We start from the raw sequence: 18394 nt of genomic DNA, 5'->3' as shown, positions 1-18394 counted from the left end.
TGAAAGGCTTCCACATCCCCTGCACTTTCGAACCTACCCAGGAACAATTAGGCAAACCTAATCGGCCTCCCACGATACGGGAATGAAAGCTGGGTTAAACCAACCAATCAAGGTGGTACCGCGGATATAGACCTATCCGTCCTTACATATAGGACAGATAGGTCTTTTTATATTCCAAAAAAGGAGGGTGTCAATAAAGTGAAAATCGCATTTATTGGGGCAGGATCAATGACTGAAGCTATTATAGGAGGACTTCTCAAAAAAGGAATATGTGAAAACGGCAATATCATAGTGACAAATAAGCAGGATCTAACACGATTACAGAACCTTGCAATAAAGTATGGTGTTAAAGCTACAGAAGATAAACAAGAAGCAGTTACGGACGCTAATGTTATTTTTTTGGCGATGAAGCCAAAAGATGCAAAAGAGGGTATACAAGCAATTAAAAATTATGTAACAAAAAAACAACTCGTAATTTCCATACTAGCGGGTATCTCTAGCGAAGTAATAGAGGACCTATTTAAGCAAAAGCTTCGAGTGATCCGATCAATGCCTAATACATCTGCAGCCATTGGTCTTTCCGCAACTGCCATTGCTAAGGGAACCTATGCACAAGAAGAAGATCTGCAACTTGCCCAATCTCTATTTTCAGCAATCGGTCTTTGTACAATTGTGGAAGAAGAGCAGCTCCATGCCGTAACAGGTGTTTCAGGTAGTGGACCTGCATACATCTACTTTATTGCGGAGGCGATGGAAAAAGCTGCACTTGCACAAGGATTAGATACAACGGTCGCAAAAAAACTTGTTAACCAAACCTTAATTGGCGCAGCCCAAATGCTTCAGGAAACAGATAAAAGTCCTGATGTTTTAAGAAAAGAAGTAACAAGTCCAGGAGGCACCACACAACGTGGCATTAGCGTATTACATGATTTAAAAGTTTCCGAAGCCTTTGTATCCTGTATCGACGGGGCAACGAAACGTTCACGTGAAATGGGGAAAGAAATAGCAGATAAACTGAAGGAAAAAACATCCACTCGAACTGATGTATAAAATTAAAAAAGACTTGTGTATAACTGTTTATTCACAAGTCTATTCTATGTACAATTCACCTCTTAATTTTCTTTTAAAGCGCTCGAGGCTTTTCATTCTTTTACACGTTAAAAAGGAACAAATCGTTACAAATATTAGTATCCATTCTTTTTCTTCACGTCTATTTTCTAAGATTCTCTCCATCGAGTATCCCACCTTATAATATTTTCCCCTATCCGCCCTCACGAAATGATAATCAATACCTGGTTGTTAAGTGTTTGAGTAACTTGTCACGTTGTAAAAGTAATGGGTATTAATTGTAAAATGAGGACTCGAACCTCAAGAGTCACCCCGAAACCCCTACCATGAATACAACTTACCCTAGTTGCTAGGTTTGGTATTCGCCTTTTCATATCGCTACCAACTTGCTTTTAATATTTATTTCTTTAATAGATCTGTTCTCCAATTCAACTCTTGAATTTTCACATCAAGCAATCGATATTTTTGTGACAAATCATCAACATGCTTTTGAGCGTCTTTTACACTTATGGTTGTAACTGACTTAATTTCAGTCCTTGAATAACGATCATGTCTTTCTGTAGCTCTCTCCAACAATTCACTATAAATCTTTCGTTCCTGACCTATTAATTCCCGGCTAATCAGTACATCCGCAAGAGACTGCTCACCGGTAAATTTAGTATGTAAATTAGTGATATTTATCTGTTGAATCAAACGCTTTAAATCTACGAGATTACTAGTTAAATCTTCTAGTAATACCTCTGGTTCCTCATTTGGCGCTTCTCCTTCTTGAACCCTTACATTTTGGAGCAAACGATATTTTAACTGCTCTATTTTTTTTTGATAATCCGCTCGCAATATTAATGCTTCCGCTAATTTCATATGTTTCTCCCCTTCACTACCATCCATATTTTATAATAAAATCATAAAAATACCATCTAGAAGGTTTCTACTCTACTTTTATATGAAAAGTAGCTTGCTCATTGTCATTCATAATTTTTATCTTGACCGTTTGGACAATTCTTTTGAGATTAATTGGAGTCAACTCTGATTTATCATGTTTTTCTAACTCTTTCTTTAAAGTTTCGCTCCATTTTGCTTCCATCACCTGTCAAAATACCCTTCAAAGGCAAAAAATAACGGCAGGTCCCTATACATTTCATCTTTCTTTCATTTCTATAAGTAACTGCCAGCTATAGATCTTTGACCAACTCCAATTCATCTCTGATTGGTATGCCGTCATTACCTTTCAGAGGAATTTCCGGCTTAATTTTTCTAGCTTCTGCCACCGCATTTCTAAGCAATCTTGAAAGCTTGTAACCTCTTTTTTGATAAAACTTTAATGCTACAAGATTGTCATTGGTTGTGATTAGTTTGATATACGTACACTTATGCTGCTTTGCTAGTTCTTCTACAGCATTCATGAGAGCGGCCCCTATCCCTCTTCTTTCCTGAAGACTATCGAGGGAAATAATTTCACATTCTTTATTCTTTAGAATGTAGGTAACAACACCTAAAAGATTGCCAGTTTCGTCGAAAAACACAAACCCATCAAGAGTACTGCAATCATACGTACCACTTGAAATAACCATTTCGGGGCTTCCCCAGTGTGATGTGAAAAATTTTATAAGGTTTACTTTAGAAACTTTATATATTGGTTGAATGTTCATGGTAGATACCTCCTATTGTATTTATAAGCTTTTAACAAAATTCGCCAATAGTGGAGGGAGTATTTCAAACGAAAATGCCACATTCAATCGTTCCGTCCACTGATGAGGATCCTTTCCGACTGGACCAAGATTGAAAACAGGCATTTGTAAAGCTTCCATGTCTGCAAATGGCAAGGAATAGCTAACCCCATACACAGGAATATTAAAAGGAAGTCTTTCACTCGCTGTAAAATCTCCTTTTCCGATAAAGCTTAAATCGCACAGGCCTGAAAAATAGCGTTGTTCCTTAAATTCTAGCCCTGTTTCTATATTCATTCTTTTTAAAAATGCACGTACAGATTCCAGCAGCTCCCCTTCCTCTGTCGCAACCGAAGGATAATACGGTGGCGCAAAAAACAGGATGATCATTGGTCCAAATTTCTTGCAAAGAGATGATACCTCTTCGATAACCTTAATAGATTGCTCCCTCACATCGAGCTGAGAATACGCTGCAATCACAGAAGAAATGCGTAGATCCACCTCTTGAACTCCATAAATGGATTTAGCTTTTTGCAATAGCTCTTCATACGTAAAAACTGAAATTTTCACCGAAGATTCCTGAAAGTCCGTAAACTCTCGAAAGCGCTCGCTTCTTTCTTTATAGAAGGATTCAATATTATCAGCAGCTTTTCTAGCGATCTGTAGAAAATCCTTTTCCCATTCTAATAATGACTTTTCCATAAAAAGTACATTATATAAAGTGACAGCAGTATGAGGAATCTGCACTGAATATTCCTCTTTCAAATCTTTTTGAACTAAGCTTGTCGGCGGTGGCGTGACCTCAGCACCCACCTGCTCACATAATTCTGTGTTCCATTCCATCAATTTCTGAATTTCGGAAACCATTAAATTTGCATTTAAGCCTGCCAAAGGTTCACCAACATGCGTCTCTTTTCCATAGCAAAAGAAGCCTGGGAGAAGCTTTCCAATGGCACCAGTGTATAAATAGAGCTGATCGTCTCCAGGATACTTTTGAAACATCGGCTCCGAATTTACACATGCTTTATAAGTTAGAGAATGGCTAGCAGCAAGCTCCCTCAAAGCTGGTAAAGCCTGCAGCATCCCTTGTGAGTTTACCTCTTCGTCTGGAACAGCTAATAACAGTAGATTTGCATCCCATTCTTCAAAGATGGCTTTTTCCAATAATGACATCTGAAGAGCAAGTCCTGCTTTCATATCCATAACCCCGCGACCAAATATCCAATCACCTGACTCTAAATGTATCCTGGCTTCATCTGGCAACGTCTCTTTATGGTTTTCCAGCTCTCTAGTCAATTCAATTGGTTGGAAGGCTAGATCCTTTAAAACTCCATAATCCTCCACTCCGACTACATCAAAATGATTAACAAGTACAATCGTTTCAGCCTTTTCCGACTGCTTAACCAAAGCAGTGACAAATGAACGACCATCCTCCATTCGATGCATCTCTAGATTAGAGGGATTATTCTGAAAATAATTCAAATGATTAAGCTGATAATAAATAAAAGAAGCAAGGCGCTTCTCTTCACCTGAAAGCGTCACACTACCGTGTTGGACAAGGGACACCAAAAGGTTTGTCAGCTGTTCTTTTGTCTGCCAATGCATCTCCTATCCACCCTCTCTTTATTTTCCTTTTTTCTCCTATCATACTACTAATATCAAAAATTGAATACACATCTTTTGGAAGCGAAAAAAACATTTGATATAATATTTTAGGTAATCGAAATATTTAGGAGGAATGGAAGATGAAAACAGCATTATTTTCCCCTTATACCGTAAAAGGTGTTACATTAAAAAATCGCATCGTTATGTCTCCGATGTGCATGTACTCTAGTCATAATGAGGATGGACACTTGCAGGATTGGCATATGACCCATTATGTATCACGAGCTGTTGGTCAGGTTGGACTCATTATGGTGGAAGCAACCGCTGTACAACCACAGGGAAGAATTTCTCCTCAAGACCTCGGTATCTGGAGTGATAATCATGTAAAGGGGTTTGCGGAGTTAAATAAACAAATAAAAGCACATGGAGCCAAATCATCGATTCAACTTGCACATGCAGGTAGAAAAGCAATGCTAGATGGTGACATTTTTGCTCCATCCGCCCTTCCATTTAATGAGAAAATGAAAACACCGTTAGAAATGACTAAAGCTGATATAAATGAAACTATTACAGCTTTTGCAGATGGTTCAAAACGTGCTAAGGATGCAGGGTTTGACATTATTGAACTTCATGGTGCACATGGTTATCTAATTAATGAATTTTTATCTCCACTAACAAACAAACGTGAAGATGAATTCGGTGGCAGCACAGAAAATCGTTATCGCTTTTTACGTGAAATTATTGAGGCGGTTAAAGATGTATGGGAGGGCCCCTTATTTGTCCGCGTTTCCGCAAATGATTATCATCCTGAAGGATTAACAGATACGGATTATGTGACATACGCCAAATGGATGAAGGATCAGGGTGTCGATTTAATAGATGTTAGCTCTGGCGCAGTGGTCCCTGCTGCAATCGATGTTTATCCTGGCTATCAAGTAGGTTTTTCCGAAACGATTAAATCTGGTGCAGAAATTGATACAGGTGCTGTTGGCTTAATTACCTCAGGCTTACAAGCAGAAGAAATACTACGAAATAATCGTGCCGATTTGATCTTTGTTGCGAGAGAATTACTCCGAAACCCTTATTGGGCACGAACGGCTGCAAAGGAACTCGGGGTGGAGATTGAATCACCAAAGCAATATGATCGTGCTTGGTAAAATACCCCCGCCCCTCATACGTGTATAAAAGAATAGATATCGAAGCCTAACAATTATGATAAACAATTTGTTAGGCTTTTGTTATTGAAATGGGAACTTTTTACGTATTGTATTATAGGGGTGTTACACATGAAAAAATCTTACATCAATCGTGGACAAAACATTTCACGATTCACATTCTCCCAAATAGACTTTGTATTCTCCATTGGGGGTTTCCAATTTGCCTCATCAGCAGAAATTTACTTTGGAAAAATAATTAGTACAAATGAAGCTTTATATGTGTACGTTTTTTAATAAATATTTTGATAAAAAACTATAGTATAATTAAAGAAATAGCTTAAAAAGAGAATACGTTATTTTCTTCTACAGCTTGATTAGATATTAATAACCATCCTATTACGAAAGAGTGAAATTGTCATGAATGAAACGTTTATAAAAAAGAAAGGCATAGTCACACTAATATCTGTAACTATCACATTACTACTACTAGGCATCGGTCAATTATTAGAAAATGTACCACTCCTATCTGCATTTACAATAAATCTCCTTGTACTTTTTGTTATTTTCATCATCGGAATTCCCGTTAATGTATGTGCAGGAATCATCACGAAGCAAATTGGGAAGTTTCCAATTACAATTAATTTTTTTCTACATATATTACCAGCCCTCATTATTGATATTTACTTGTTTAAAATGATTCCATACGGACTCTCTGTCTTAATAGCTTCCATATTCTTTGTAGTAGATACACTTTTCTTCCACTCTCCAAAGAATATCCTGTCCAAAACATCGCTACTTATTGTTCCTATCATCCTATTCATGGTATTAGCGTTCCCAAGGATTATGGATGAGCACAACTTCAACCAAGTAACAAAGGACGGCACTCCAGATATAGAATTAACTGTAAATAATGAGACTGTTATTATACAACCAAGTTCATGTTGGAGTAGTGCTGGAAGTCAAGGCTGCCAATTTGATACCATTCCCTATCTCTTACCATTGGAATGGGACGGTATCGACGAATTTTTTATAGAAGGTGAAGTAACGATAGAGATGAAATTTGAAAGTTCTCTGCAAGTAATAGAATTAACAACAGATTACCTTTATGAAGATAATCTAGTAAAAATAGATGCTACCAATAATAGGTTTGTTCTCCCAGCGGACATTAAAGAGCAAGTGGTTGTTGTAAATGCAACATTGGAAAACTCACAGAAGCTAATGTTTACCTTTGGAATAAGAAATGGCAACAGATAGGTATCCCTATGACCAGGGGGAAAGAAAAAGAAAGCGGAGTTAAACATCACGCTTTCTTTTTCTCTTTTTTACATATTTCACCCAGAAGTTTCCAATAAATTTTTCTTCTCTATCTGTACATTCTCTAATTTACGAAGCAGTTCCCTCTGTTGATCTCTCAATGAATTTACTAGACTAGATACCCTTCTGTATGTTTCTCTTGTTTGATCATAGCTATTAGTAATTTTACCGTGCACCATCCAATCTACAATTATTCCGTCAAAGAAATAGTCTACAAAAGTTAGCATCCCTCCTATTTCCAAGTTGCTATTGAAATGATGCTGAATGTCCTTCAGCTCTTCTTGAAAAAGTCTCAGTTTACGTTGGGCATCATGAATAGATGATTTTGCTTCATTTAATCTGCTATGTTTCATATGCGTCGAAATCATTCCGCCACCAATCATATCCCACGTTGACCAATTTTTCGCAGAATCTAATGAAGATAAAGCTTGCTTTAAAGATGCTTCCGCTGTTCCCCCTACAGCAATCGCTTCTTGGTATTCAATCAAATTGGACTCCAGACCTGTTTCCTGCTCAACGAGTTCAAACAAATTTTCACTCCATTCCGTATCAGAATCGTGAATCAATCTTTCTTTTTCACGTAAAATTTCCTGATATCTCTTTTCTGGATTACCTATCTGTGCTAATAAGCCTAGAAACTCCTGCAATTCCAACTCTACATCTGCAATGGTTTCCGCTGCTTCAATATATTTTAATTTAGCCGCCATTACTTCTTGTTGCTTCATATCGAGCTTCTCATGTTTTTTGCCAGTTAAAGTGTAGAAAACATTAGAGAGAGAAAAACCCTCAAGTTTAGCAACATTTTCTTCTTCTTGCAGCAGCATGTCTTCCAGCTTATACTTCTTCCCCTTTTCCTCATAAAAATATGTATTCAATCTGTCAATATGCTCTTCATATTTTGCTTTTTTTCGCAAGTTTTCCTTTATTAAAAACAACTCTTTATTTAGATCTTTAAACATAATAACGCCCCTTTTATCTCTATATACGCTGGATTGATACGAAAGGTTTCAGGAGGGTTAGGAGGCCATTTTATTTAACCCTTCTTCCTTGTCTAAAAACCTAAAATATGGGAGAAGTATTCCTAGGGATGAGACCGCACAAATAACAAAGCCAATAAAAAAATACAACGCTCTTATCCCCCACCATTCGCTAAAAACAGTGGCTGCCAAAACACCTAATGGCATGGCACAACGAATAATAAATAGTCGTACAGATGTTACTTTTCCCATCAAATGGTTCGGTACTCTTTCCTGTACAAGTGTAATATTATGTATGCTAAAAAAAGCCATAGAGATGCCAGCTATTATTTCTATTATTATAGCAACACTTATACTTTGATTAACTCCCAACAAAATAAACGTAATACCTCCAACGACGAGGGCACCTAGCAATACTCCCCTTCTACTTTTCACCGCAACCTTTCCAACTAACATCGCACCAATTATATACCCTAATGGAAACCCCGCCATGAACAACCCATAATCGGCATAGCTACCAGAAAGAAGATCGGTAATATAGGGAAGTGTGACAACCATCGTAACCCCGACACCGAACTGAACGAATGCTAAGAAAAAACCTAACCAAACAATCACACGTTGGGTAAAGAAATAAGTAATCCCTTCCATAAACTGCGCTAACCATGTACTTCGTTGTTCCACTTTCTCCCGGTTTTCTTTAATAAACAACAGAAAAATACCACTAGTAATTAGAGAAATACAAACAAAAATTAATGTGGCAAACACTCCAACCAATTCTATTACCACACCACCAAGTAACGGTGCCATAAAAGTCATTAGCCTAACAGCTCCATCCAATAAGGCATTTGCCGATTTTAATTGCTCTTTTGGAACAATACTCGGAACGATTGCCTGGTTTGCTGGTGTATAAATTGGCGTAATCAGTCCTATCACTACTTGAACCGCATAGATATGCCAAACTTGTAAATCTCCAGTAGCAAAAGCAGCTAATGGAAGAAGAAAAAAGGCTCCCCGTACCCATTGCGAAACAATCATGGTCCACTTTCTATCCCATACATCAATAATAGGGCCGATGAAAAGCTGCAATATGATAGATGGAATAAAATAAAGTAGCCACATACTCCCAAGTGCTGCACTTGAACCAGTAAGCTGATAAATTTATATCGAATTACAAAAGGTCCCAAAAGCCCCTCCAACTTCAGAAAAAATATTGCCCATCCAAACAGTTGCAAAAGAACGGTTATATATTATACTTTGACTTTTCCTCACACACACACCCCATTAGGTAAGGTAATTCTCCATCTCTAATTGCATATTGTCGATATTGGCTCTTTTCAATATATATTTACTTCCACTTGTACCTACTAATTGGGCAGCACGCAATATTTTCAAGTGGTGATGCAGTGTAGATTTACCAAGTTGCAGCATTTGAGTGAGTTCGTGAAGTGTCCTATCTTTCTCGTTTAGCAACTTAACTAATCTCAGCCTAGTTTCATCTGCCAATGCTTTATGTTTTAATACAAAAAGATTGCTAGGTGTGTACCTGTCATCAGGTGTAATGCTAGTATTGGAAACCGGATAGTAGAAAACTTTCGTTCCTTCCAGATCCGCTTTTATATTCCAAGGCCGGTAGATATACTGGGGAATCAATAATACCTTTTCTACAGTTGGTTCGGATAAATAGTTGATTCCACCTGTAGCCCATTCAACAAATGCTTCGGGACTTTTTTTATCTTTCATTATTTTCTTACTTTCTGCATCAATTTCTAGAATCTGTTGCAGTTTGTCAATATCCTTCGTTACCACTTCTTCATACCACCTAGAAATCACTAGTTGGAGGTGCCCTCTTAAAATTTTAGGGTCTACGTTACATATAAAATCTATATAAGATGGAAAAAATGGATTGTCTGCTGTTAATATCTTCAGTTTATCCATAGCTTTTTCACTACCATTTGCAGCCATTTTCCGTGTTTGTTGATGTTCGGATCCTACAAAAGGTAGCGAATAGAACTTAAGGTCGGTAAGAGGTAACTCTTGAAGAAAGGCAAGAAAGTTTTCAATATGTTCGAAGTCTTTCACATGCAACAATTGCAATAACGCTTTCCACGTATTTTCTTTTTCAACAAAATGAAGTGCCTGGCTTAACTCGTTGGAAACTGATTTTCTTACTTTTTCTAAAGACTGATCTAAAGAATCAATTAAGGAAGAGTTGGTTACAGCAGCTATTCCTAAAGCGCATTCCCATAGAATGGAATACTTCACTTCCACTTGATATGTTTGTCTTTTTCTACTTGAGTGATCTAACACATCCATCTTCATACCTCCATATTCATCCATTAAATAAATTCTATATCATTAGAATATTAAATTCAATATTGATTGAATTTACATGCATTTTTTTACTTTATTTGAAACTTATTCCCTTTATATACGTAATTATAGAAAAACATATACGGGGGAAAAATCATGAAAAAATTTTTACTATTTGTTTTCATAGTCCTTATTGTGGAAATGGCAATACTTATTGGAATCTCTGTATACTTTGAGACCAACTTATTTAATACCATGTTTTTCGGTTCGTGTGTTTTTGTTTTCATAGCGTTATTGATGAGTAGCTCAGGAGATGCATTATCCAGAGCTTCAGAAGTCAAAGCCTTTACTACATCTATGGGAAGTTACAAACCAAAGTTCGAAGAAGGCTCTTTTCGTTTTAATCCATTTGTTGTCGGCTCCCTTTTATGCTTAATTACTTATTTTGGCGTATTTTATATTTGGGGAACATAAAAATAAGCATATGATGAAAAAGCTTAAGCTTTCTCTCATATGCTTATTTTTTGGCGCTTTATCAATGGTATTTTTACTAAAACGTAAATCTTTTATACTCACCAGTTTTTGAAGAAAATCTAAAAATGTTTTCATCAACTGGCACTCTTTTACTATACGCACCTATACATGCAGTTGTACACCTGTGACCACAGATTAGGATATTTTTTTCTTGCTTTCCATACTTGTTCTCAATATCACTCATAAAATTAAATACTCTTTTAACGAATTCCTCCGGTTTTTCCACACCTTTATAGACAGAGGGATCTGGCAAGGGACCAACCATTTTCACATCTCTAATATGTAATCTGTCAGCTTCACCTAAATTATATACATCTAATCTATCATCTAAAATAGCTTGTTTACCTGTAATAATTTCTGCAGTTTCAACTGCTCTTTTTTGTGGAGAAGAAAATACAAAGTCAAAACTAATATTATGTAATTCTTTTCTTAATATCCTTGCTTGTTCTTTTCCATTTTCGTTCAAAGGTTCACCCATTCTTCCTTGCATACGTCTTTTCTTTATTTAAATCAGTTTCTCCGTGTCTTACTACGTATATCATATTTAAAAACCCCTTTTTATAGACAATAAACGAAATTCTATTTATTGTTCATATATTCAGATTTTAGTATAGACATAATATGCAAGGATTCAAAACCAGCATAATTTTTAATGCATTCTCTCAATGTACCTTCCACGACAAAACCTTGTTTTTTATAGAGATTAATCGCACGCTCATTGTTTACTTTTACATCTAGCCATAACCGATTCGAGTTGTTTTTCATAAATACCCAATTCTTTATTAGCCTGAAAGTTTCCTTCCCGTATCCCATCCCTTTGTCATTAATGGTAATGCGCACGAGTTCTAAACTAGAGTGTGCACTATTTAGCCCTGCAATAATGATATAGCCAACAGGACGCATACTTTTTCTGTCGATTATCATTAAATGGAAAGAATCTGTACTTTTGATCGCTTTTTCATGAATTTCTTCTGGCCAAGGAATAATAAATGGTTCATTTTCTTCATCTAATTCTAAGCTACATACGAATTCTAAATCCGTAGGTTCTGTCTCTCTCAGTATGAGAATGTCAGACTCTAATATCAATTTCATTCCTCCTAGAAAGTCATATTTTCATATACAAATTATTGCTCCCTTTTCTAAATCATTTTCCTAAGTGCTTTTTGGCACCATTCTGGATTCTATTTTGTTTATTTCCTGTTAGAAAAAACTACTCACTGCAAAAAATGATCTTAACTACAACATACCACTGCTTTATCAAGGTCTTTCTCATTTATCCAAATCTCCATGTCTCTTATCTCATATTTAATTCTTGCTTCATCTAAGCGCTGAAGCTGATTATCAGTTTTCTCTGTCCAGTGCACAAAATTCTCATTAGATATCTCTTCCGTTTTACATGCAACCATAACAAATAATAAAATAAATTTTATAATTAAAATTTTCCCTTTAGTCATAAAACTCCATATGCTCCTTTTCTGCTCTGTAATAATCCATTCTATCTTGAAGAGTACCCGTATGAAACTCAAATTTATGGCCGTCTAGGTCGGTAAAATAAATGGACTGCCTGTCTTGTATATCTCTTGGACGGCCATTTAGGATATTCACTTGATGTTTTCTTAAATGCTCATATATTTCATGAATATTTGTTTCATCAACACTAAATGCAATATGTGTGTAAGAATCATGAATTTCATTCCTAGGAATGTCTTTTTCTTCATTTAGAGCAAGCCATATTCCATTTAAATCAAAATAAGCAGTTGTTCTCCCTTTCACTAGAAGTTTTGCATGAAACACATCTTGGTAGAATTGAATCGACTTCTCAAGATCGGAAACAGAGAATAAGAAATGATTTAAACCTTTTATTTTCATTAAGAACACTCCTCGTATTTTACAACTACATACGTAATTACCTGTCTATATGTTTCATCATATTCTTTAAGTCCTAAAAAATTTTTTCAGGTTAATGCAAACAAATTTTCAATAAAAAAACTACTTTTCACTGAACCTGTCAGTAAAAAGTAGCTAGTAATCGTTAGTTATCTAACATTTCTTTACGGTTTTTCTTGAATATTTTAGATAATACTTCGTATACGATTGGAACAATAATCAAGGTTAAAAGAGTGGAACTTGTTAAACCACCAATAACTGTAATACCTAAACCTTTGGAGATTAATCCTCCACCGCCTGACCCAATTGCAAGTGGAACTAATGCGCCAATTGTAGCAATGGCAGTCATTAAAATTGGACGTAAACGAGTTGCTCCTGCCTCTAGAATTGCTTCACGCATCGTCATGCCGTCACGTTCCATATGAATGATACGATCAACTAATACAATGGCATTTGTAACAACAATACCTATAAGCATTAAGAGTCCCATCATTACTGGTACAGAGATTGTTTCTCCTGCAATCAAAAGACCAACAAATGCCCCGATAACAGCAAATGGAAGGGAGAACAAGATGGAGAATGGAGCAACACCCTCTCCAAATGTCACGACTAAGATAAAGTAAACAATGGCAATTGCAGCAAGCATCGCAAGACCAAGTTGAGTGAACGTTTCTTCCATATCAGCTGCAACACCGGCTACATCCATTGTCACACCTGTTGGTAAATCTATCTCTTTTAATGCTTTATCCACTTCGGCTGTTGCTTTTGAGATATCTTCACCAATAACAGTACCACTTACAGAAGCGTAGTATTCCCCTTGGCTTCTTGACAGGGTATTTAATGTGGTCCCCTCTTCCACTTCCACTAACTCAGAAAGAGGAATTGTAGTACCAAGAGCAGTTGGAATTTCGGTTTCTAATAATTCATCGATTGTTTTTGCTTTCTCTTGTTGCTCTTGCTTTACGATTACATCAAGGGTTTTCCCATCTTTTTCTACAGTTGTTAGGACTTCTTCGTAATGGGGACTAAGCATCATTACAATTTGTCCTGCAGTTAATCCATATTGAATTAACTCATCCTGGCTAACTTTTAATGTATGCTCCACAAATGCATCTTCGGCACTTGATGATACATTCTCTAAAGTATCTGTGCTACTCATGGCTTCTTCCACCATTTTTACAGCTGAATTAAGATTAGTTAGGTTCTCACTATAGAAAGTATAGCTAATTTCATTAGTTGCAAATGATCCAGAAGTAAAGTCTTGACTCTTCCATTCTCCTGAATGACCAATATTAAATACGTAATCCTCTACCTGTTTCCTGGCTTCTGGGAAATTCTCCATATCTGGGTCAAAGATTAAATACATTAATACCCCATCAGAGCCTCCACCCATCATCGCCATTTGGGCATCTGATCCGTCTGATACTGAGAGTTGGACAATATCAATATCATCACGCTTCATTAGTTCTTTTTCTACTTCTTCTACGTTTGCAAGTGTTGTATCTTTCAGCTCACCTGCTTCCGGTGAATACGTTACATACATTACTTTTTCTTCTTCACTTCCTAGGAAACTGAAACCAATAAGTGGAGTTAACGCCAAGCTTCCAACTAACAACACAATAGAAATAATGGAAGTGATGATTTTATGATTCAACGTCCACTTCAGAATTCCTTTATACCAGTTTGCAAGTTTACCAACTTCCTTGTGATTGCTTTCCGTTTTCTCACTATACAATTTTTTCTTGAACAAATAGTGAGACATTGCTGGCACTATTGTGATAGCTACGAATAGGGAAGCACCAAGAGCAAATGTCATCGTTAAAGCAAATGGCATAAATAATTCCCCAACCATTCCACCGACAAAAATAAGTGGAGCAAAAACTGCTACCGTTACCAATGTAGAGGACAGGATTGGTTTAAACATTTCAATCGTTGCTTCCCTTACAAGCGCACGACCAGTAAGCTTTTCTTCCTTCAAATGCAGCCTTCGGAATATATTCTCGACGACTACAATGGAATCATCAATAACACGACCAATCGCAACAGTTATGGCTCCAAGTGTCATTATATTTAACGTAATATCCATCCAGTTCAATAAAAGAAGTGCCATAAAGATGGAAACTGGTATCGAAACAATCGAAATGATAGTGGATTTCACATCTCTTAAAAAGAGAAGAATGATTAGGATCGCAATGGCACCACCAAATAATGCTTTTTCAACCATCGTCGCTACAGACTTCTCGATTGGTTCTCCTTGATCTAACGTCACATCGACTACTAAACCATTGATACTCTGTTGTTCATCTTCAACTAATTCTTTTACATCATTTACTACGTCGACTGTGTTAGCTTGTGGATGTTTTAATACCTGAATAGCGATGGCATCTAAACCATTAGTTCTAGAAACAGACTGTACTTTTCCTACGACTTCAATGTCTGCAATGTCACCCAATTTAACAAATGGGACCTGCACAGTTTCCGAAGGAGTAACCGGAATTAACATTTCTTCTAATTCACTTGCAGTCATGAACTTACCGTCAATGGAAACAGCCTCTTCACCTTCTTCAAACTCATAAAGACCTAAGGAAACAGCCATATTACTTGCTTGAATCATCTGCTTCACATTTTCTTCTGTTAAGCCAAGCTCCGCCATTCTATCTTCATCATAGCTTAATTCTACTTCTTCAATATGTTGACCAGCAATGCTTGCAGAAGCAACGCCATTGAGTTTCTCAATTTTAGGTAGCAGTGTATTTTCTACTGTAGAAGATAATTCCACAATGTCTTCTGTTTCACTACTTACACTTAAGGCAACAACTGGCATCATATTCATACTGATTGCTGTTATGATTGGCTCTTGAGCTCCATTTGGTAACTCAACTGCATCTAATGCAGAGGAAAGAGCCCTTTTAGCTTCGTCCATATCTGTTCCATATTCATACTCAATTTGTAGATTTGCCATGTTCGAATAAGAATTGGAATAGATGGATTTTACATCATCTAACCCTTCCACTGCATGCTCTAGTGGAATAGAGACATTCTCCATCACATCTTCAGGAGTCGCGCCAGGATATACATTCATTACCATAAGGAATGGAATTGATATATCTGGAATCGTTTCTGTTTTCATTTTTGTACCTGAATAGATTCCAGATACAGTAATAATAATCGTTAGCAACCAAACTGCTAATTTGTTTCTTATTACAAAATTGACTAAACCTCTCACAACTGCACCTACCCTTTAATTGACTTTTCCTGTTCCATTTTATATACTAATGACTACTCAGTCACATGTCAACAATTTACACTAGGAGATTTACTATATGTCCAAAAAACAACTGATAATGGAAAAAGCATCCGAGCTTTTTGCCAAGCACGGATTTGAAGCTACTTCTGTACAACAAATAACAGAGTATTGCGGCATATCTAAAGGTGCTTTTTACTTGTCCTTTAAATCTAAAGATGAACTAATATTTTCTATGATAGACTACTTTTTATTAGAGATTACAACTGATATTGACCAACTAGTCAAAAACTCTGATTTTACGACCTTGCTGCATGATTTTTATTACCAAATGTTTCAATCTTTCCAAAAACATTCAGATTTGGCTAAGGTATTAATAAAAGAGCAATCCCACTCCTTAAATAAGGAAATATTTATTAAGACGAGAATTTATGATATTAAAATGGATGAAGCAATTCTCCTAATGATCAATAAGCTGTATAAGGAAAAAGTTAAAGATACGAAGTACGATTTGCTATACTGCATAAAAGGGTTTCTTCGTATTCATTCTGAACTTTTTTTATTCTATAATTTAGATTTAAACCTGAATCAACTTTGTGACTCCCTAGTTGAAAAAACGAATATTTTGGCTGCACACACAAGTATGCCATTTATTACAGAAGATCTCACTTTCTATTTGAAAAACTCAGAACGAAATGCGGAAAGCCAAGAAGATTTATTAAAATTAATTCAGCAAAAATGGAATGAAGTAGATGATACTGTAGTGAAAGAATCTTTAAAATTAATCGAAAAGGATTTCCCGGCCCCTTCTTTCCCTCCTGCGATAAGAAAGGGCTTAATTGAAAATATTCGGAAGCATCCACAAGGAAAATGGTTAGCTTTATTACTTGATCAATATTATGGGGAATAAACAAGAAATGGATGCCAGTATTCGCACTTACTAGCGGATGAAGCAGGATATAAGTTATTTTGCAGAATTAATAATAGCGAGCGTTAGTTATATTTAACAGTTCAGAGTAAAAATTTACTTAATCACATAATAAGAAAGGCATGGGATATGTTATTCCTGCCTTTCTTATTGCAATTCCTCAATTATCAATGCTTCTAGATTTTCGAGAAATACAAGTCAATCATAACCACCTCTAGTAGCAGGGAGTTGTTTTACCTCCTCTTTTCCTCTGATTATGTCATAAGAGATAAAGTCTGTGAATTCTTTGAGCTTATCGTCTGCACGTTTGTCACATTTGGAAGTAATCCATTTTCGTTCATATACTTCTCCGTTTATAGTGAGAGTTATTTCATTTCTTTCATATGGATCTACACATGAAACATCACTTGCCTTATCAGCTGAAGCCAATAAGTCGATTTCTTTTATCTTCATGTATATTGCTTCTATTTCTTCATTGGATAGTTCCAGGTCTATTGTAATGTCCTCATCCAACACCATGTTCTTTGTATATGTATGGTCAATGGTGTTTAAGATGTCTCGTGCCTCAAAACCATATTTTAATATAAAACTAAAATCATCCGGCATTACTTCAGGGAACACCTCTTTCTTCTCAAGAGAGCTACAAGCACTTATTAAAACAGTGAGGATCATACAGTTAATGAATAATCTCATATCTTCTGCTACCCCTTTCTGCCTTAGTTTAGTTAGTATTCTAAGTATCTATCTTCCATTCATAATAAACAAAATCTATGTCATTAGTTTCAGCTAATAGATCTGTTCGCATAAAGCCGTTTTTTTCTAAAACTTTTTGTGAAGCAATGTTATCTAGTGTAGTTTTTGCTTTTATAGAAACTATTTCTAAGTCTTTGGTTTGTTCAAGTATTTGTGCTACCGCTTTACTTGCAACCCCTTTACCAACAGCATTTTCTCCAACTCTGTAACCTAAATGACCGACCTTTTGTTGACGATTTATATCAATAATATTTATTCTTCCTAAAATTGACCCCATCTCATCTTTTATTAAATAAAAATATGAGTCTTGTCGATTTTGCTCTTCTAATAGGTCTGTTAATCCTTCTAAAAAATGTTCCAAAATATAATATTTCTCTCCCCGTGATGGAACTGACTTTTCAAAATGAGATCTATTCTTACTTTCAAATTCAAATAAAGGGGTCGCATCAGTCATTGCGAGTTTCTCTAATTTGATAATCATGCTACACTTCCTTAACACCATTGTGACAAATTCTGTTGTACCTGTAGAAAATTCACTTGTATTCTTAAACCCTAATTTTTCGTATAAATGGATAGCTCTTTTATTAAATATTGCTACTGATAACCTTAATGTAGACTCTGGAGCTGATTCAAAGAAATAATTTATAATGAATGTGCAGAATTTATACCCATTTCCTTGTCCAATAAATTTCGGATTCATTCCAAGACCAATGTCGATCGCATCTTGCTTATAAACATTTGTTTTATGGCCAGCTGGAACTTGTGCCGCTTTCCCTGTACAAAAATAACCTAGTATTTCTTGCTTCTCATCTATCAAATATTTGTATGACCCATCCATCATTTCATCGATATTTTCTTGTGTCACACTATTATTATAAAAATCATATGGTTTTTCATATATCCACTGAAGAATATTTATTGCTGTATTTTTATTCATTTGGTGTATAGTA

At 36.0% G+C, this 18394-nt stretch carries 20 protein-coding genes and 1 pseudogene; 6 read left to right on the top strand and 15 right to left on the bottom strand.

The window, feature by feature from the left end; translation table 11 throughout:
* Positions 1-198 precede the first annotated feature (198 nt).
* The gene (gene proC, locus LRP81_RS11440; RefSeq protein ID WP_399207567.1) at positions 199-1050 is read left to right on the top strand and encodes a pyrroline-5-carboxylate reductase; all 852 of its coding nucleotides are present in this window, start codon (positions 199-201) and stop codon (positions 1048-1050) included.
* Positions 1051-1089: 39 nt separating this feature from the next.
* Here the strand turns inward: proC and LRP81_RS11435 are convergent, their stop codons facing one another.
* The 5 genes from LRP81_RS11435 to LRP81_RS11415 form a co-directional block, all read right to left on the bottom strand.
* Complete coding sequence (locus tag LRP81_RS11435; protein WP_230501409.1) at positions 1090-1233, bottom strand: hypothetical protein; 144 nt, start codon at positions 1231-1233, stop codon at positions 1090-1092.
* Positions 1234-1467: 234 nt separating this feature from the next.
* Positions 1468-1929 (bottom strand): DIP1984 family protein, encoded by a 462-nt coding sequence (locus LRP81_RS11430; protein ID WP_230501408.1) that lies wholly within the window; start codon positions 1927-1929, stop codon positions 1468-1470.
* 67 nt (positions 1930-1996) lie between these two features.
* On the bottom strand, positions 1997-2155 hold the full coding sequence (locus LRP81_RS11425; protein WP_230501407.1) for a hypothetical protein: 159 nt from the start codon (positions 2153-2155) through the stop codon (positions 1997-1999).
* Between the two features lie 85 nt (positions 2156-2240).
* The gene (locus LRP81_RS11420) at positions 2241-2717 is read right to left on the bottom strand and encodes a GNAT family N-acetyltransferase (protein WP_230501406.1); all 477 of its coding nucleotides are present in this window, start codon (positions 2715-2717) and stop codon (positions 2241-2243) included.
* Between the two features lie 21 nt (positions 2718-2738).
* Positions 2739-4340 (bottom strand): M20/M25/M40 family metallo-hydrolase, encoded by a 1602-nt coding sequence (locus LRP81_RS11415; RefSeq protein ID WP_230501405.1) that lies wholly within the window; start codon positions 4338-4340, stop codon positions 2739-2741.
* 140 nt (positions 4341-4480) lie between these two features.
* Between LRP81_RS11415 and namA the strand changes: the two genes are divergently transcribed.
* From namA to LRP81_RS11400, 3 genes are all read left to right on the top strand, one after another.
* A complete protein-coding gene (gene namA, locus LRP81_RS11410) occupies positions 4481-5497 on the top strand; it encodes an NADPH dehydrogenase NamA (RefSeq protein ID WP_230501404.1) in 1017 nt (338 codons plus the stop codon).
* Between the two features lie 129 nt (positions 5498-5626).
* Positions 5627-5791 (top strand): hypothetical protein, encoded by a 165-nt coding sequence (locus LRP81_RS11405; RefSeq protein WP_230501403.1) that lies wholly within the window; start codon positions 5627-5629, stop codon positions 5789-5791.
* Between the two features lie 123 nt (positions 5792-5914).
* Positions 5915-6751 carry a hypothetical protein gene (locus LRP81_RS11400; protein ID WP_230501402.1) on the top strand — a complete coding sequence of 279 codons (837 nt, stop codon included), beginning with the start codon at positions 5915-5917 and terminating at the stop codon, positions 6749-6751.
* Between the two features lie 77 nt (positions 6752-6828).
* Here the strand turns inward: LRP81_RS11400 and LRP81_RS11395 are convergent, their stop codons facing one another.
* The 3 genes and pseudogenes from LRP81_RS11395 to LRP81_RS11385 form a co-directional block, all read right to left on the bottom strand.
* On the bottom strand, positions 6829-7770 hold the full coding sequence (locus LRP81_RS11395) for a hypothetical protein (protein WP_230501401.1): 942 nt from the start codon (positions 7768-7770) through the stop codon (positions 6829-6831).
* A 57-nt stretch (positions 7771-7827) separates the two neighbouring features.
* Positions 7828-9006: pseudogene (locus LRP81_RS11390) on the bottom strand (MFS transporter).
* A gap of 63 nt (positions 9007-9069) precedes the next feature.
* Positions 9070-10101, bottom strand: a complete 1032-nt coding sequence (locus LRP81_RS11385) for an ArsR/SmtB family transcription factor (RefSeq protein WP_230501400.1) — start codon at positions 10099-10101, stop codon at positions 9070-9072.
* Positions 10102-10254: 153 nt separating this feature from the next.
* Here LRP81_RS11385 and LRP81_RS11380 point away from each other — a divergent pair, with 153 nt between their 5' ends.
* Positions 10255-10572, top strand: coding sequence for a hypothetical protein (locus LRP81_RS11380; protein WP_230501399.1), 318 nt, complete (start codon positions 10255-10257; stop codon positions 10570-10572).
* A 76-nt stretch (positions 10573-10648) separates the two neighbouring features.
* Here LRP81_RS11380 and LRP81_RS11375 read toward each other — a convergent pair whose 3' ends face one another.
* From LRP81_RS11375 to LRP81_RS11355, 5 genes are all read right to left on the bottom strand, one after another.
* Entirely contained in the window at positions 10649-11098 is a 450-nt protein-coding gene (locus LRP81_RS11375; protein WP_230501398.1) for a histidine phosphatase family protein, read from the bottom strand.
* A 113-nt stretch (positions 11099-11211) separates the two neighbouring features.
* Entirely contained in the window at positions 11212-11724 is a 513-nt protein-coding gene (locus tag LRP81_RS11370; RefSeq protein WP_230501397.1) for a GNAT family N-acetyltransferase, read from the bottom strand.
* Positions 11725-11864: 140 nt separating this feature from the next.
* On the bottom strand, positions 11865-12038 hold the full coding sequence (locus tag LRP81_RS11365) for a hypothetical protein (RefSeq protein WP_230501396.1): 174 nt from the start codon (positions 12036-12038) through the stop codon (positions 11865-11867).
* 40 nt (positions 12039-12078) lie between these two features.
* Complete coding sequence (gene fosB, locus LRP81_RS11360) at positions 12079-12501, bottom strand: metallothiol transferase FosB (protein ID WP_230501395.1); 423 nt, start codon at positions 12499-12501, stop codon at positions 12079-12081.
* Positions 12502-12664: 163 nt separating this feature from the next.
* Complete coding sequence (locus LRP81_RS11355; protein WP_230501394.1) at positions 12665-15745, bottom strand: efflux RND transporter permease subunit; 3081 nt, start codon at positions 15743-15745, stop codon at positions 12665-12667.
* Positions 15746-15842: 97 nt separating this feature from the next.
* On the opposite strand from LRP81_RS11355, the gene LRP81_RS11350 reads away from it, so the two are divergent.
* A complete protein-coding gene (locus LRP81_RS11350; RefSeq protein WP_230501393.1) occupies positions 15843-16673 on the top strand; it encodes a TetR/AcrR family transcriptional regulator in 831 nt (276 codons plus the stop codon).
* A 216-nt stretch (positions 16674-16889) separates the two neighbouring features.
* Here LRP81_RS11350 and LRP81_RS11345 read toward each other — a convergent pair whose 3' ends face one another.
* Both LRP81_RS11345 and LRP81_RS23355 read right to left on the bottom strand, forming a co-directional pair.
* Complete coding sequence (locus tag LRP81_RS11345; protein ID WP_230501392.1) at positions 16890-17384, bottom strand: hypothetical protein; 495 nt, start codon at positions 17382-17384, stop codon at positions 16890-16892.
* A 40-nt stretch (positions 17385-17424) separates the two neighbouring features.
* A complete protein-coding gene (locus tag LRP81_RS23355; RefSeq protein ID WP_317987067.1) occupies positions 17425-18381 on the bottom strand; it encodes a GNAT family N-acetyltransferase in 957 nt (318 codons plus the stop codon).
* Positions 18382-18394: the final 13 nt, after the last annotated feature.

This window comes from Sutcliffiella rhizosphaerae (genome assembly GCF_917563925.1).
In the GTDB taxonomy this organism is placed as follows: Bacteria; Bacillota; Bacilli; order Bacillales; family Bacillaceae_I; genus Sutcliffiella_A; species Sutcliffiella_A rhizosphaerae.
The sequence above is the reverse complement of the archived record's forward strand: the minus strand, read 5'-3'. Positions and strand labels throughout refer to the sequence as shown.